13 protein-coding genes are annotated in these 16574 nt (G+C 44.4%); 6 read left to right on the forward strand and 7 right to left on the reverse strand.

What is annotated here, in order from left to right; genetic code table 11:
• Positions 1-61 precede the first annotated feature (61 nt).
• The gene (locus tag QUB06_RS04360; protein ID WP_015211713.1) at positions 62-409 is read right to left on the reverse strand and encodes a XisI protein; all 348 of its coding nucleotides are present in this window, start codon (positions 407-409) and stop codon (positions 62-64) included.
• Entirely contained in the window at positions 397-813 is a 417-nt protein-coding gene (locus QUB06_RS04365) for an element excision factor XisH family protein (RefSeq protein WP_332968503.1), read from the reverse strand. Before QUB06_RS04365 ends, QUB06_RS04360 begins: the two co-directional genes overlap by 13 nt.
• 158 nt (positions 814-971) lie before the next feature.
• Between QUB06_RS04365 and drmA the strand changes: the two genes are divergently transcribed.
• From drmA to QUB06_RS04395, 6 genes are all read left to right on the forward strand, one after another.
• Positions 972-4823, forward strand: a complete 3852-nt coding sequence (gene drmA / locus QUB06_RS04370; RefSeq protein WP_333434258.1) for a DISARM system helicase DrmA — start codon at positions 972-974, stop codon at positions 4821-4823.
• Between the two features lie 108 nt (positions 4824-4931).
• Positions 4932-6797 carry a DUF1998 domain-containing protein gene (locus tag QUB06_RS04375; RefSeq protein ID WP_333434259.1) on the forward strand — a complete coding sequence of 622 codons (1866 nt, stop codon included), beginning with the start codon at positions 4932-4934 and terminating at the stop codon, positions 6795-6797.
• 201 nt (positions 6798-6998) lie between these two features.
• Positions 6999-8435 (forward strand): DNA polymerase III subunit beta, encoded by a 1437-nt coding sequence (gene dnaN / locus QUB06_RS04380; RefSeq protein ID WP_333434260.1) that lies wholly within the window; start codon positions 6999-7001, stop codon positions 8433-8435.
• A gap of 87 nt (positions 8436-8522) precedes the next feature.
• Positions 8523-9974: a DNA polymerase III subunit gamma/tau gene (gene dnaX, locus QUB06_RS04385; RefSeq protein WP_333434261.1), complete on the forward strand. Its 1452-nt coding sequence runs from the start codon at positions 8523-8525 to the stop codon at positions 9972-9974.
• Positions 9971-10957, forward strand: a complete 987-nt coding sequence (holA, locus tag QUB06_RS04390) for a DNA polymerase III subunit delta (protein WP_333434262.1) — start codon at positions 9971-9973, stop codon at positions 10955-10957. The genes dnaX and holA overlap by 4 nt, the downstream gene beginning before the upstream one ends.
• 639 nt (positions 10958-11596) lie before the next feature.
• Entirely contained in the window at positions 11597-12895 is a 1299-nt protein-coding gene (locus QUB06_RS04395) for a ParB N-terminal domain-containing protein (protein ID WP_333434263.1), read from the forward strand.
• Positions 12896-13070: 175 nt separating this feature from the next.
• On the opposite strand, the gene QUB06_RS04400 is transcribed toward QUB06_RS04395, so the two are convergent.
• From QUB06_RS04400 to QUB06_RS04420, 5 genes are all read right to left on the reverse strand, one after another.
• On the reverse strand, positions 13071-13778 hold the full coding sequence (locus tag QUB06_RS04400; RefSeq protein ID WP_333434264.1) for a hypothetical protein: 708 nt from the start codon (positions 13776-13778) through the stop codon (positions 13071-13073).
• A 157-nt stretch (positions 13779-13935) separates the two neighbouring features.
• A complete protein-coding gene (locus QUB06_RS04405; RefSeq protein WP_333434265.1) occupies positions 13936-14250 on the reverse strand; it encodes a hypothetical protein in 315 nt (104 codons plus the stop codon).
• Positions 14251-14254: 4 nt separating this feature from the next.
• A complete protein-coding gene (locus tag QUB06_RS04410; protein WP_333434269.1) occupies positions 14255-15109 on the reverse strand; it encodes a polymorphic toxin-type HINT domain-containing protein in 855 nt (284 codons plus the stop codon).
• Between the two features lie 135 nt (positions 15110-15244).
• A complete protein-coding gene (locus QUB06_RS04415) occupies positions 15245-15757 on the reverse strand; it encodes a HEAT repeat domain-containing protein (protein ID WP_333434266.1) in 513 nt (170 codons plus the stop codon).
• Positions 15757-16574: polymorphic toxin-type HINT domain-containing protein (locus QUB06_RS04420; RefSeq protein WP_333434267.1), on the reverse strand; the 818-nt coding region annotated here is incomplete at its 5' end. The genes QUB06_RS04415 and QUB06_RS04420, both read right to left, overlap by 1 nt.

Genomic DNA, 16574 nt, shown 5'->3' on the forward strand with positions numbered 1-16574 from the left:
TCGTAGTAGGGACTTTAGTCCCTCTAGCACTAAAGTGTTTACTACGAAATTTATTCTACTTTTAGCCCACTGCATAATCACTCATTTCCCGCATGAAAGGAGGATAAAAACCTAACACAATATCTTGTTTTGGTACACCCAAATTGACTAAATCTGCTGCAATATCATGTTCTGTTGAATTGTAAAAAATCCAGATTTTCTCATTGCGAATATCAAGATGTATTATACAATCATGTACCCAGCGTTTATGCTGCCAACCCAGATGCACAATTTGATAGTGATTTCGCTGTGTATCAAAGATAGTTTCAACTTCAATATCACCATAAGCTGGCTTAATTTCTGCGTAATCCATCAATAATTGCTGTACAATTTGCTGATAGTTGGTTAATTGATCCGTTAGTTTTTCCATTGTGAAATTTGCTCCAGTTCAATGTCGTAAATAATCAATTTTACGGAATTTTCTTGCAGCATTGATGCTGGAAAATCACGTTGAAAGAAGCTGTTATAGATTAAATCGGGTATGGCTAAATAGAGAATGCGATCGGGTTCTTCACGACGCAATGCAGCCCGATAGTTAATAAACTGCCCCAGTGCTGTATGAAACTCAGAAATTGCCGATGCACTAGCTAAAAAACTTTTGACTTCTACCGCAATTTTCTCATTTCCTCGCTCTGCTGCCAGTAATCGTTCTGCCCCCAAGTCAATTTCCATATCTACACCGCCCACTTTAATTTTAAGTGGATCGTGAGTAACATTCCACCCATCCTTAGTAAGAGCAGTTTTAACAACTTGATGAAAACGATCCTTAGCCACAATAGACGATTTGATATAAACGTGCAATTTAAAACTATCACATTTAGTGAAAGATGGTGCGTTAAGCGTAGCCGTAACGCACCCTATGTATTTAAATGTGGTATTATGCTAAAATGCTAAATTGCTAATTTATGAATATTACAAAATATTGCAATGTTATGAATATTATCCAACTTCCTGCTATACTACCTGGCAACTTAGACCTCGCAGCGATTAACGAACAGTTAAAAAATCGCGTCGCCCAACTAGATTGGAGTAGCGTCATTTCTGCCAACGAACAACATTTAGCAGTTTTATTAAAGGGTCTTAGCTCAGATGATAGCGATGTCATCGACTTAGAAAATCCTACCATGTCCGATAACATTGCTAAAAAAGTTGTACAGTTTTTTAATAACCATCCAAATAGTGAAAACAATACCCATCCCAATAGTGAAAACGATAACCATCCCAATAGTGAAAACAATAACCATCCAAATAGTGAAAACAATCATCCTTCTATTATACCACCCCCAAGTTATTATCAAATTCGGGAAAATTTAGAAGAAGCAATATTAAATGATTTACTCGGTCCAGCCGGAGGAGACTATGAAGAGATAGACGAAATGCGAGTTAGCGATCGCTATCTCGTCGGATTGATCGCACCTAGCGATCGGCATATTGTACCCGAAGAACTCGAAGAAACGCCCGAACAAATGGATGAATTAGCCATTTCCGGTAGCGGTACTTTAGAAGAAGGCACAACCGAAAGTAACATTCTCCCCGCCGAGAAAATGTTTCCCTCCGCAATTGGCATGACTTTTTGTGTTGATGGAAATGCCAAAGCAATTAAAGTAAAAGCAGGGTGGGGACAATACGAAAAAGGGAAAAGCGAAAGCGCCCAAACTTCTACTGGCGAAGCAAAAACCTTGTGGCGACGCTACCCCATTCGAGGAACCTCACCGGATATTATCTTAAAAGTAGGCGCGATTAATCCTTGGCAAATCGATCCAGAAAAAGCAGTATTTGTTCAAGGTCAAATTCGCCAACAGCATCAAGATTGGATCGTGACTCTCTTCTTAGTTAACGGACAAAAAGAACCGAAAATGAGACGCGATAGCGCTTGGTTATTTCAACCAGAATTAAGCGTTGAATCTGCCGACCCCAAATATCCCGAGATTTTCATTAAACGGCGGCTGAAACGCCAACTCGGTAAACTCAACCCCGTCTTATTTGCCGAAGAACAAGCAATGGCGATGCAGTACCGCGACTGCATAGAATTTGCCGTCGGACACGGGACAGGCGTACACGCGGAACTTTTAGGCAGAAAGGGCGATGGGGAAGCCAGCCAAAAGCATCGGGCTATCCGCCTTGAGACTAAAGTCGTTCCCGCCTACGAAATTCCCCAAACTACGCCGCCAACTATTGAGGAAATACCGGGACTGGCGGGATTAATTTTAGATATGAAAGAACTAGCAGAAATTCCCGATATATCAACTGCTTTAAGTTCTTTAACTATTGCTTATAGTGAATGGATTACCCAACAAACTGCGAAAATTGCCGACTCCACCGCCGATTTAGAGGATTATCAGGATGCGGCAAAATCGGCCTTGGCAAATTGTCAAATAACTTGCGATCGGATTCAAGCAGGAATCACGTTATTACAAACAGATTCTCAGGCTGCTGAAGCGTTCCAATTTATGAATGTCGCCATGTGGAAACAGCGGATTCACTCAATTTATGCAGAAAATAAACGGCGCGGCGAAGCCAGCGAATGGGATAATATTGATATTCCCAAGAATCGCACCTGGCGACCGTTTCAGTTAGCTTTTATCCTGCTAAATCTTCCCAGTATCACCGAATTAGACCACCCAGATCGATGTCATCCCACAGATGCGATCGCAGATTTACTTTGGTTCCCCACCGGCGGCGGTAAAACCGAAGCCTATCTAGGATTAACAGCCTACACCATTGGACTGAGAAGATTGCAAGGAAATATTGCCGGACGTTCCGGCGCCGCAGGCGTTGCTGTCCTCATGCGCTACACCCTCCGCCTCTTAACATTGCAACAATTTCAACGCGCCACAACCTTAATTTGTGCCTGCGAAGAAATCCGTCGCCAAGATGAAAATAAATGGGGAAAAGAACCGTTTAGAATTGGGTTATGGGTAGGGATGAAAACCACACCAAACCGAACCGAACAAAGCAATGAATTTCTCAAACAAAAACTCGGACAATACCAACCCACTAGCAGCGGTTCCCCCCATCAATTAACTAATTGTCCTTGGTGTGGTTCTCAAATTGACCCCGGCAAACAACATATTAAAGTAGAATCCTTTGCCAAAGGATCAGGACGCACTTTAATTTACTGCGGTGATGCTTTAGGCAAATGTTTATTTACCCAAAAACAATCTCCCACCGAAGGTTTACCCATTGTAGTTGTAGATGAAGAAATCTATCGTCGCTTGCCAACATTAGTGATAGCAACTGTTGACAAATTCGCCCAAATGCCCTGGAATGGTGCTGTACAAATGCTATTCGGACAAGTAGACGGATATTGCACCCGTCACGGTTTTCGTTCTCCTGAAATCGAAGACACAGACTCTCACCCCAGTAAATACGGACTCCCTACTGCTAAAACTATTTCGACTAATGCCTTGAGGCCGCCAGATTTAATAATTCAAGATGAATTACACTTAATTAGTGGCGCTTTGGGAACCCTAGTCGGACTGTATGAAACAGCCGTAGATCAACTGGCATCGTGGGAAGTCAACGGTAAAATAGTCCGTCCCAAAGTAATCGCTTCCACTGCGACAATTAGACAAGCCCGCGACCAAGTGCATAACCTATTTTTGCGCCAAGTGCAAGTTTTTCCACCCCAAGGATTAGATATTGAAGATAACTTCTTTTCCTGTCAGCGTCCGCCTTCAGAGGATTATCCCGGTCGGCGATATTTGGGGATTTGTGCCACAGGAAGGAGATTAAAAGCAGCATTAATTCGCGTTTATACAGCAGTATTGGCAGCCTCTCAATATTTGTTTGAAAAATATGGCGATTCTGTTGACCCTTGGATGACCTTAGTGGGTTATTTTAATTCAATGCGGGAACTAGGAGGAACTCGGCGTTTAGTGGATGATGACATTCAATCTCGCTTAGCAAAAACCGACCGCAGAGGATTAGCAAAACGTCTGAGACTGGAAGTAGAAGAATTGACATCGCGCAAAAATTCTACCGATATTCCCATCGTATTAAATTGGTTAGAAACTCCTTTTTCTTCAGAGAAGTCCAACAAAAATAACAAGCGCAAACCCTTAGATGTTTTACTAGCTACTAACATGATTTCTGTTGGCGTAGACGTAAAACGTTTAGGCGTAATGGTAGTGACAGGTCAACCAAAAAACACTGCTGAATACATCCAAGCAACCTCGCGGGTAGGGCGAAGTTTCCCCGGTTTAGTATTTACTGTTTATAACTGGGCACGACCGAGAGATTTATCTCATTACGAACAATTTGAACATTATCATGCTACCTTCTATCAGCACGTTGAAGCCCTCTCAATTACTCCTTTTGCTCCCCGGGCCATTGACCGAGGGTTAGCTGCTTTATTCGTTTCTTTAGTGCGTTTGGCAGGTAGCGAATTAAACGCGAATGATAAAGCCGGTAGGATTTCTCGCCATCATCCTTATGTGGAAGCTGCTATTAATGCGATTTGCGATCGGGCTTTAGCAGTAGGAGATACTAAAACCCGCGATTTAGTAAAACAGGAATTAGAAGCTAAATTAGACTATTGGTTAGCAGAAGCAGCGGATACAACGGGAGGAAAAATCTTAGGATATCAGACTAAAAAAGACGGGCTGACAATGGGATTATTAGAACAACCTGGACAAAGCAATTGGCAATCATTTACTTGTTTAAATTCCTTGCGAAATGTTGAACCGAATATTGGCTTAATTTTAGACGAGCGCATCCCCGATGATGACGATCGTCCAATACAATCAATGAGTGAAACTACCCCAATTGATTTAAACTTTTAGAAGCAATCCCCTACGATTCACTTGTCAGCCGACGGGCGGGCGCGCCGTCGGCACAACCGCTAGATATTTGCACAAATCATTTAGGTTCGCCATATATTAGTTAATACAATGACAACAAATCAATCCTCTTCTAAAAACAAAGTCGGCGAACTCCGACCCAGCCAAATTTTATTTTCTTCAGGCATTGGTTCTATTGTAGATTTACCCAACTTATCAACTATGGTAATGGGATTAGATGATTGGGAACTCACTCACGCCTCAGAATTAGGAGAAGCCCGGTTACTAGCAGCAGTGCAAAAAGAAATCGGTACTCAAGTCAAAAAACTGCTAACGCCACCTATATCTCAATCAAACAACCTTATCCCTAACTTATTTGATGAAAGCGCCAAAGTAGGAATTCCAGTCTCACCTTTCCCCACCTGGGTAGTTTGTCCCCAATGTCGATTACTCGCACCTTTAAGAGCGGGGCTATTTGAGTTAAAAACCGACCGCCATCGACCCGACCAAAATCGCTACATTCATAGTAATTGCCGCAATTTTTCTCCAACAGCCATCCCTGCGAGATTTTTAGTAGCTTGTCAACACGGACACTTAGATGATTTTCCCTGGCGCTACTTCGTTCATAGAGGTAGCAGTAATTGCAAAGGTTCTCTGCGTCTCTATGAATATGGTATCTCTGGGTCTGCCACCGATATTGAAGTAAAATGCGATAGTTGCGGTAAATCTCGCCGAATGTCCGATGCCTTTGGCGAACTTGGTAAAATGAATATGCCTCAGTGTCGCGGCCGCCATCCCCATTTACGCAACTTTGCAGAAGACGGATGTACCAAGCAAATGAAAAGTATCTTACTCGGTGCATCAAATAGCTGGTTTCCCATCACCCTTTCTGTACTCTCGATTCCCACTACTATTAATCAACTGGGGCAACTAATTGATAAACATTGGACGGTGTTAGAAAAAGCTACTACAATTGATATTTTAGCTGCTTTCCGCCAAATCGGTCAACTCAAAGAATTTGCTAAATATTCAGATGGTGAAATCTGGCAAGAAATCGCACAAAAACGTCAGGGGGCTGGGGAAGCCCCCCTTCTGGATGTGAAAGATATCAAAACCCCCGAATGGCAAGTTTTTTCTAACGTAAACACCAGTTTAAATAGCGCTGATTTTCGGTTAACATCTGTCGCCGCCCCTGATGGTTACGAAGCTTATTTTGAAAAAGTTGTCTTAGTAGAACGCTTGCGAGAAGTTCGTGCTTTAGTTGGTTTTACCCGCATCGAATCTCCTGGTGATTATGCTGAAACAGGAGAATTACCCGAAGAATACTGGGCTCCTTTGAGTCGTTCTAAACCTACATGGGTGCCAGCTTCTGAAGTGCGTGGCGAAGGTATTTTTATGCAATTTCAAGAGGAAATCTTACAAAAATGGTTATCCAGTACACCTCGATTAACAAAATACGAACAACAAAGCTTAGAAGCGCATCGTCGTTGGCGCAGGGCGCGTTCCTTAGATCCTGATACTAATTTCCCCCGTATTCGTTATATTTTACTGCATTCCTTCGCTCATGCTTTGATGCGGCAATTAGTAATAGAATGTGGTTACAATGCTGCTAGTTTGCGGGAACGCATTTACTCAAAAGATCCTAATGAAGATAATGGCCCAATGGCTGGTGTGTTGATTTATACAGCCGCACCAGACAGCGAAGGTACGCTAGGGGGATTAGTCAGTTTAGGTGAACCGGGGCTTTTGGGTCGTCATATTGACCAAGCTTTAGAACAAATTGGTTTATGTGCTTCTGACCCTTTATGTGCAGAACATAGCCCTTTACAAAATACAACTTCTTTGCATTGGGCGGCTTGTCATGCTTGTTTGTTTAGTCCTGAAACCTCCTGCGAACGAGGAAATAAATATCTCGATCGCACTTTGTTAATTCCTACTATGAATGCTGATTTATCAGAATTAGCTTTCTTTCAATAATCTTATATAGTAATCCTTGCAGGAGTCGTAAATTTTTTACCCCACCCCAGCCCTCCCCGATGCCTTGGGGAGGGAGTAAGAAATTCACAAAGGATTTAGGATTGATTGCTATATCTAAAGTCAATTAACAAGCTGCTAATGCGAGCTATTCTCTGGGCAGCTAGCGCTGCCCCCGCTTAGCAGCTATTTTAACGCACAAAGATGCAAACCAAATCCCACACCGCGACAGCTAAAAGCCGAAAAAAAGAGAGCGGATTTTCCAAAATTAAACCAAAGGCAAGTGTTCCCTTAGAACAAACCGAACCTTTGGTCGAAGATGAACTAAAAGTTGAAGAAAAATCCGATCGCAATTCCTCCAATAGCGCAGGCGATTCTCCCCAGCTTTTGCCAGCAGAAATTAAGCTCGTCTGCACGCAAGAAAATTTAGCCAACCATCTCGAACTTGTCAGCAAAGCTGTCCCAGCAAAACCCACCCACCCCGTGTTAGGAAATGTCCTCTTAGTTGCTTGCAAAAAAACGCAGCGAGTCCAACTTACCGTCTTCGATATGAGATTGGCTATTCAAACCTCCTTTGAGGCCAACGTTCAATCTCCCGGCGACATGACTATTCCAGTCGGACTTCTCAGTGATATTGTCGGGAAATTCTCGCCCGGAGATATCACTTTAGTCAGTCGCGAAGCCTTGAATCGCGAAGGTGAAGATAGCGAAGATAGCGGGAATAGCGCTACCTTGCCAGAGGCTGTTAGCAACAGTCCAGTTGCTACCCTAATTGCTGCTTGCGGTCGCTATCAAGTTCGAGGGATTTCGAGTGAAGAATTCCCTGCCATTCCTGAAGTAAAAACAGCACAAACAATTCGTATTCCCCCTGAAACATTGAAAGAAGGGCTGAAAGGGTCACTGTTTGCCACCGCTACCGATGAAGGCAAGCACATCCTAACAGGTGTTTACTTCAAAATCGGCCAAGATAGCCTCGAATTTGCTGCCACAGACGGCCACCGTTTGGTTGTCCTCAATACTTCAATTCAAGGTTTTTCTAAGAAGAAACAAGCGGAAATTACACAGCCTCTAGAGCTTACAGTCCCAGCTAAATCGCTCGCTGAACTGGAGCGAATTTTATCGAGCAGGACATCCGCTGACCCAGTAGAGCTTTCTTACAGCACTGAGAGCGCTTTGATAGAATTCCGGTGGGGAGCGCAGCGCTTAGTAACGCGCTGTTTAGAAGGCACATACCCAGCTTATCCCGATTTATTGCAGCAGGATTTCCAACATCAGGTAACGCTGGAAAAAGCACCTTTCATCAAAGCTATAGAGAGAATTGCTGTGCTGGCAGACAAGAAAGAAAAAACGCTCAGCATCCGCATTAATAGCGAAGCACAGCAAGTGTCACTGTCGCTTTTCAGAGAATTTGGAAACGGCTTGGAACAGATGGCGGCGCACGTTAACTCAGACGGCAATTTTTCAATTTCATTCAACATAAAATACCTGTTGGAAGGTGCAAAAGCGATCGCTAGTTCCCAACTCCAAATGCACCTCACTCAGCGCGACGGTCCCGCCATCTTAGTTCCTGCTGGCAACCGCTCCAAGCCCAACATCCTAATGGATGCCAAATACTTGTTAATGCCGATTTTCAAAGACTGATGTCTTTTGCAGAAAAGGCTCGCTTGGCAGAAGTGAAAATATTGAGTTTTTTACTTCTCTCCTCTTCTGAGTGCAAACTCCGCAAATATGACTCTAATTCTCAGCAAACAATTACCTAACGATTCAATCATGTACGCAGCATTGCCTCAAAAATACCGCCCTCGTAGCTTGTCTGAACTGGCCGGACAGGAGTACATCCAAAGGACACTTTCCAATGCGGTCAAAACTAATAAAATTGCTCCGGCTTACTTGTTCGCCGGCGAACGGGGAACGGGCAAAACTTCAACGGCCCGCATTTTAGCTAAATCTCTCAACTGCACCAGTGCAGACAAACCCACAGTAAAGCCGTGCGGCAAGTGCCAATCCTGCCGCTCGATTGAAAAAGGCAGCAGCTTAGACGTTGCTGAAATTGACGCGGCTTCCCACAACGGCGTGGATGACGCTCGCGCCCTGATCGAGCGATCGCACTTCGCACCAGTTATCAGCCGCTACCGAGTGTTTATTTTAGATGAAGTTCACTGCCTGAGTTCCCAAGCTTTTAACGCTCTTCTAAAATGTTTGGAAGAACCTCCGCATCATGTAGTGTTCATCTTGTGTACAACAGAGCAACACAAAGTGCTGCCAACAATTAACAGCCGCTGCCAAACGTTTCTGTTTCGATCGCTGCCAATCCCAGCCATTGTCAAACAGCTAACAATGGTAGCTGAGAAAGAGTCAATTGCAATTGCCGAAGCAGCTAAAATTGCGATCGCCCGCGCCGCGAATGGCGGGATGAGGGACGCCTTGCAGTTGCTCGACCAGTTGAGCTTATTAGGAGAGGAAATTACCAGTTCTCACGTATTGGAGCTGTCGGGGCGGATACCGGAGTCGGATTTAGTTGCAATTTTGAAATCGGCCCGCACCGGCAACGCGCTGAAGCTGCTGCAACTGTCCCGCGAACTCATTGACAGCGGGAAAAGCCCTAAAATGCTGCTGGCGTCGCTGCTAGCCTGCTACCGGGACTTGTTGCTTGCAACGAGCGTGTCAGACTGTTCGCTGATGCTAGTTAGCGGCATTTCGCACTCAGCCCTGATGGAAATTGCCTCTGCTTGGGACTGCAATGCGATCGCTGCTGGCCTCGAACAGTTGCGGGCTTCGGAATGGCAGCTCAGCAAGAGCGCTCACCCAACGCTGTGGCTGGAACTCTGCTTGCTGGGATTGGCAAAGGTGCCACAATTAAAACCCCACGTCGCTCTTGGCGCTCTTGCTAACCCCAGGCAGCCCGACCGCACCCAGAAGCTGCCCAGTACCTCCAAGTTGCGATCGCCCCGTTCCAAAGAGCGAGCCATTTGGGAAAAAGTGCTCTCAGCAACTTCTGAGAAGAACCGCGCTTTACTCTGTGCTGCTTCCCTGGTAGCACTGACGGAAAAGAAAGTGGTGCTGGCCGTGCCTGCCCAATACCTGGACAAGTTCAACCGAAACGCAGCTAAGGTGCAGAAGATATTTCTGGCGGCAACGGGCGTCCGCTATCAAGTGTTGTTCGAGGAGAAGAACCCATGATTAGCTTGCTGATAGGGGATGACCTCCACGCGATTCACAAAAAGCTTTCTGCCTTTAAAAAGAACCTCGAACCAGCTTGGATGAATTTCAATTATCACCGCTTCGATGCTTCGGCATTGGACGAGGCGGTTGACTGCGCCTTAACTCCAGCTTTTGGAACGGAAAAAGCGAAATTAGTGGTGGTAGAAGGATGTAATTTCAAACAGTTTACTGAAGAAACACTGGAGGTTCTCCAGGTGCTCCCGCAAATACCGGAAAAGACGCACCTGGTTTTTGTAGCGCCTTCCATTGACAAACGCCTGAAGGTGGCAAAATTCCTGCTTTCTCAAGCTAAGCTGTTTGAGTTCGACCTTATTCCCCCCTGGCGAACGGATCTCATTGCCCGATCGATCCGAACTCAAGCTTTGGCAATAGGGCTGTCGCTGAACTCAAATGCTATTGATTACTTGGCGGTTGCGATCGGCAACAATCCTGCCCGCGCTGAATCAGAACTGCACAAGCTGGCGACCCTGAGCAGCGGCGCGAACCTCACTTTAAAGGAAGTGCGATCGCTGGTTCCTTCAACCACTCAAAATAGCCTCCAGCTGGCCGAAGCGCTGAGGGAAAATAACTCTAAGAGAGCAGTTTGTTTGCTGCTTGAACTTTTGGCAATAGGAACTTTCCCGCTGGCGATTTGTGCGACGCTGATTGCTCAATTTAGAACTTGGTTGTGGGTGAAAGCGGCGATAGTTGGAGGAGTTAAGCAAGACGCTGAAATTGCCCGGATTTGTCAAATTGCTAACCCGAAGCGAGTCTACTTTCTGAAAAAAGAAGTAGCTGCTGCTTCTCTAACATCCCTTTCGTCTGCGGTGTCTCTGCTGCTTGACTTAGAGGGTTCGCTGAAGCTTGGGCGTAAAGGGGATTCCATGTTGCCTGCAATTCTGGCGATCGCCCAACTGTTTCCTCCTAAGAAAGCAAGCAAGCGCGAAGTAGAAGCGATGTAGGGGCGATGTAGAAGTGATGTAAAAGTGATGTAAAAGTGATGTAAAAGTGATGTAAAAGTGATGTAGGGGCGAGCGCGAGTGTTCATTCCCCTTGTTTAACTAATGCAAGAAGTTAAACGGGGGAATCTTTTATTTTTTTACCCAAACACATTATAAAACTTATTAATTAAACTAAAGTCACTCCTATGTTAATGCTTGCTAGTCACAAAATAAAACCCTCACAGAGATGCCCGAAATCTGGAAAATACGTAAGAAATGGGCTAAAGTCTCCCACAGACATTATGTTTTTAGTAATTGTTAATTTGAAATACAACGTCATAAAATCTCTGTTATAATTAATTTTAATTACTTCTCCACCTTTTATCAGAAACGCTCTCATAATAATCAATAATTATTAAAAAATATTTTAAACATAATAGTCTTTTCTTATACCATAATGTAGCGCATTGCTAGTTTAAGAAATATGCTATTCTAAGAATGTAAAAGCAGCGAACCTTTTGACAGTGAAGGCGACCTGCCGATACAACCCGCGCCGCCCCGACAGAGAATAACCCCAGCTTTCTGTTAGGAAACCTTATTGGGTTTAGCAGGCAAAGGTACAAAGCCCCAATCCCCAAATAAACAACCAGGGCTATCCAAATGAATAAAAATGAAACTGTGTCGCTCTCAGTCAGCGACGCGATTCAGTATATTGGCCTTGACCAACTCAAGCCTCACCCTCGCAATGAGGAAATTTACGGGTGCACCGAAAGTATTGCTGACCTGGTAGAGTTGATCCAACTCAAAGGCTACGTCCAACCGCTGACCGTCAAAACAGATGGCACGATCGTCAGCGGGCATCGGCGGTGGAGGGCGCTGGCAGCGCTGGGCTGGAAGTCTGTCCCAGTTATTGTCTGCCACTTCCAGACTGAAGGTGACGAGCTGTTTGTCTTGGTAGCAGAAAACCGCCACCGCCACCAAAGTCCTGTACAGAGAATTCGGGAAGGAATTGTTGTAGAGCCTATAGCTAGAGAGCTGAGGAACAGGCACGCTGCTAAGAAAGCTCGCCACCAAGCTGCTGGCTCAGCAGAGCCGCCGTCGGACAACCAGCAACCGCTGATGGAAAATTTTCCATTGAACCCGATCGACTTGGGTCTGACTCCAAGGGAAATGGAACTGACGGAAAATATTGTGGCAGCTATAGTCGGCTTGGGGTGCGGCAGGAACTACAGGAAAGGGCGCATTGCCGTCAAAGCTGCCGACGAGCTCAAGAAAGATCGCCCCGAATTGGCTGCAAAGTGGTTGGACATTATTAATAACCACAGCATAGATGTAGGGTATCAACTTGCGAAGATGCAGGAGGACAAGCGAGTAGTGGCGTTGGCTGCGATCGCGTCGGGAACAGCGAAAAGCCCGAAACAAGCTAAAGCTCTGATTAAGGCTGCTTTGAGAAAATCCTCCGCCTCGAAGAAAACCGAGGGCAGCATTAGTAGCGAGGGGGTTCAAGAAGGCGATTGCGGTGAAGAATGTAAAACTTGCACTCCTTGCGAACCAATTACGGGTGAGGGAGTCAAAACGCGCTTTGGTCCAGACAGCGCTCTTTCGTGGGTTATTGTCAAAATCCCTTTTATTCCTAAAGAAAAAATAGCGGAAAGGAAGTGGAATGGATTTTGGGGCCGGATTGTGGAAGTTGGAGCGACTTTGAAAGTCGATATGGGTTCAGAGGTGGTGTCGCTCCTTCACTCAGATGTGGTGGCAATATGGAACCCAACGCCGAGTTTTTGCTCAATAGCTGAGCGAATTCTCAGGCTGCAAAGCTTCGGCACGGTGTACGAGTTTGGGAAAATCGTCTTGAACAGGATGCAGAGAAAAGTGGTTTGGGATGCAGCAGCGCTAGCTTATCTGGATGCTGTGGAACAGGTGGAATTGGCGCGGCGGGCGATCGAACAGGCTTTATAATGAGGCTCTCGTTTACTGGCACTAAATTCGTAATTAGCGATCGGTTTCTTTAATTCCGAATTATTTTGCCATTAGCTTGTACCTTTAATTACGAATTATTCAGTCACCCCTCGTTCGGGCGATCGCACAACTAGAATTTGTTTGCGTCGTGCGAGCGCCCCCACAATCTTATCATTTACGCGGCAAACGGCAAATTTTCAACTTCTTTCCCCAAAAACCGTCGATCGACAATTTCCCTGTAAGCCTCTAAATCTGGCTGCCAATTTTCCAAAAGTTTGTACAAATGTTGCAGTTTCTCGCCTTCTAATTCCCCTGCAATTTCGTACTGAAAGCTACCAGAAAACAATACTGCGGGAGTTGGTTCGGCATCTTGCAGTTGCAACAAAGCTTCGGCAACGCTCAAGTTTAGTTCTCCCTGTTCGAGAGAGTACACTAAATTGACAGCAGCTTTGACGGGAGCTTTCCCAACATCAAACCACGTTCCTTTGGATAATAAACTGGAGGTAATGAACTCGCGAGCTGCATTTTCATCTCCCCCTTCAAAGGTGATGAAGCTTCTGGGATTGATGCTTAAAGCTTGATAGTCGGTGCGGGGTAAAGCTTCAACGTATTTGCGGATAACGGCAGGAATTTTTACGTCTTCTTGTGATTTTGTAGAGAGAGATTCGATGAAGGTGATGGCGTTGGATTGGGCGACGATGTTGATGCCGTTGGTGAAGGCAACTTGAGAGATTTGGGGGCTGAAAACGGGGGGGCGGGCGAGTTCCCAATCGGTGGGGACGATGCCGCTGTATTTGAGGAAGTCTGCGTTGAGGAGGGTTGGGGAGTGGTTTTTGGCTGTGAGGGCTAAGGCTAGTTCTTGGATGGTTATTGTAGGTGTCATGGTTGTTTGTAGAGCGGTATAGGGTTACATTTTATACTGTGTGAGTGGCTTTTGTACAGGGGAAGGGAAAAGTTAGTTTGTGCTGAATATGTCGTACAGCACATCCGTTTCTCGGACAAAGGTTTAATTGTATTTCGATTTATCCAAACGACAGACTTTACAAATCAGTGCTAAGGCTAGTTATTATTTCCCTACAGGCTTCTATTATTTCCTCTTTGACTAAAGAAATATATTCATTTTTTTCTCGATCTAATCTTGACAACGCTTCAGAAGCCCATTGTTTTCTTTCTGCTGGGGCAATAGGAAAAATATCTGTCTCGGAATCTATACCTCTTAATACAAAGAAAGCTTCAGGTGGCTCTGTTAATTCACGCTGAAGATATACTAAGGTACGACATCCCTCTAATAAATCTATTTCTTTGTTAATTATTTGGGTAGCAATTTCGATAATTTTAGTCTGGATTTCTTCCATTTTTTTAATTCCTCACATTGGAATTAATAGTTTTCGGTTCCACCTTTTGACCAGTTACAATATTTTCATACCAATGAGTTTCAATATGTATATCTTTAACTCCTGTATAAGTCAAACTTGTTTTCTTTACCCAATCATTGGGATTGCCACCATATTCAGCAGCTAATCTTGGTGCAATTCTTAATGGTATTTTTCCCACAGCAATTCCTGCAATATCTAGTCCAGGTTCGTTAAGTTGCTCTTCACTTGCGTAGGATTTTTTTAAATTTTGATAATCAATATCGTCATTTGGATTTTGTGGCATCCAGGGTTCATCATAATTCGCATTATGAACCAGAATCCCCAAGTCTGAAACAAAATAAGTCGGGATACCCTCAACCTTAAAATTATAAACCGGAAACTTACCTTCCCGCCTCTCAATTTTATCGACATCAACAACCCGACCATCCCCAGTCTGCAACAAACTCCCAACAACTAAATCCTTCGCCTCAACCCACCCTTTATCCGACACCCAGAAAGGATGTTCCCCAGTAGTAGAAATCACCTCCCCATCCACATACAAAGTCACCAGCGCATCAGTTTCCCGTACAAAAGTCTCCAAAACCTGCTTTGCTTCAATCCCCCCCGGAGTAGTAGGGTCATCAGCAATCACCCAATCCCCAACCTGAATATCCTCAATATTCTTAATCCCATCAACAGTCAGAATTTCTGTACCAGCAACAAAACAATTTCCCGCTTTTGTTATCGTCCTTTGAGTAGATTGCAGGACATTATCAACACCCTGAGCACCGCCCTTAACTGTCTTATTAGCAGCCATGAAACTTTTGATACCCCCCAGCGCCGCCCCAGCAAAAGGCACGTAAGCCAAGAAATTTTAAGCATCCTCAACCTCAAACTTACCGTACTGGGAGTCGTATCTGGATAAACGACTTTCGTCGTCGAGTCAATCGCTCCCATTGTATAGCGCTGACTTGTCAGGAAGCGCAGGGGCTGACTAATTATCGAAAGATTCTAATATCATAGTTGCATCGTCACGAATTAGTTCTTCAGAGGATTGAGTTGCCTCTGTGATAATCATTATTGCTTCAGGAGTTCCAATTTCTGCTAATGCGAAAAGAGACTTTCTTGGCACAATGAACCATATATCATAGGACCAGCGGTAAGTCAATGCTTTAGATAATGCAGGGACTGCTCTTTCATCCCGCAATACCTCCAAAATTTCAATAGCTCGTTCGTGGAGACCATAATGGCTCTCATTATTGAGGATTTGACAAAGTATAGGAGTGTAATCCTTTGATAGGTTACTCCAGGCTGCGCTCATTACAAATGAAGCACCAGGATAATCAGGATTTGAAACATATTTTTTAAACTCTTGAATTACTTCACTGATTGAAGGGGGCAATGCTTCAAATTCTTTATTCATTTCCTTCAAAATTCTTAATGATTCTTCGCCATTAGAAGCCTCTTTGAATAATTTCAGATATTTCTCAATCGTATCAGATAGCATTAGTTTAGCCTCTCAATCTTAATTATGTTTCTGTTGAAAAAGTCAACTCCATTAGGGCTTTTACCGAGAAGAATACTCACAACCTCATTTCTTTCAAGCTTCAGTTGAGGGACATCCATGCCTTTTTCAAAAGGAGGACGGCCAGGAAATAGTCCTGCGGCTGATGAGTGTGTTGCACCCATCTCAACCAACCCAATGTATGTACCATCCTCTACTTCAAATTCTACTTGCGCCTGGTACTGTTTTTGAATTTTTGAGCGAGTTCCCAAATCATTTAGATAAGCAGGTTCGCGGGTAATCCCCAGTTCCGATGACCCTTGTTCGCGAATTGATAGACCTCCAGTATCGACAACTTTTTTATATTCTTTTTCAGACATTGTTCGATAAAAATACTCCGCATTATGAACCAGAATACCCCAATCGGAGACAAAATAAGTATGAAAATCTTCTACGCTAAAATTATAAACCTCAAACTTACCTTCCTGCTTCTCAATTTTATCAACATCAATACTCCTACCATCCGCAGTCTGCAACAAACTCCCAACAACTAAATCCTTCGCCTCAACCCACCCTTTATCCGACACCCAGAAAGGATGCTCACCTGTAGTAGAAATCACCTCCCCATCCACATAAAGGTCAACCAACGCATCAGTTTCCCGCACAAACGTATTCAAAACCTGCCGCGCCTCAATTTCCCCCGGAGTAGTAGGGTCATCAGCAATCACCCAATCCCCAACCTGAATATCCTCAATATTCTTAATCCCATCAACAGTCAGAATTTCTGTACCAGCAACAAAACAATTTCCCGCTTTTGTTA

It is taken from the genome of Microcoleus sp. D2_18a_D3 (genome assembly GCF_036702455.1).
Lineage (GTDB): Bacteria > Cyanobacteriota > Cyanobacteriia > Cyanobacteriales > Microcoleaceae > Microcoleus.

Coding starts and splice junctions, on each gene's coding strand:
- QUB06_RS04400 (WP_333434264.1), bottom strand. CDS start 13,778: ATGACACCTACAATAACCATCCAAGAACTAGCCTTAGCCCTCACAGCC.
- QUB06_RS04395 (WP_333434263.1), top strand. CDS start 11,597: ATGAATAAAAATGAAACTGTGTCGCTCTCAGTCAGCGACGCGATTCAG.
- holA (WP_333434262.1), top strand. CDS start 9,971: ATGATTAGCTTGCTGATAGGGGATGACCTCCACGCGATTCACAAAAAG.
- dnaX (WP_333434261.1), top strand. CDS start 8,523: ATGACTCTAATTCTCAGCAAACAATTACCTAACGATTCAATCATGTAC.
- QUB06_RS04375 (WP_333434259.1), top strand. CDS start 4,932: ATGACAACAAATCAATCCTCTTCTAAAAACAAAGTCGGCGAACTCCGA.
- QUB06_RS04415 (WP_333434266.1), bottom strand. CDS start 15,757: ATGCTATCTGATACGATTGAGAAATATCTGAAATTATTCAAAGAGGCT.
- QUB06_RS04360 (WP_015211713.1), bottom strand. CDS start 409: ATGGAAAAACTAACGGATCAATTAACCAACTATCAGCAAATTGTACAG.
- QUB06_RS04405 (WP_333434265.1), bottom strand. CDS start 14,250: ATGGAAGAAATCCAGACTAAAATTATCGAAATTGCTACCCAAATAATT.
- drmA (WP_333434258.1), top strand. CDS start 972: ATGAATATTATCCAACTTCCTGCTATACTACCTGGCAACTTAGACCTC.
- dnaN (WP_333434260.1), top strand. CDS start 6,999: ATGCAAACCAAATCCCACACCGCGACAGCTAAAAGCCGAAAAAAAGAG.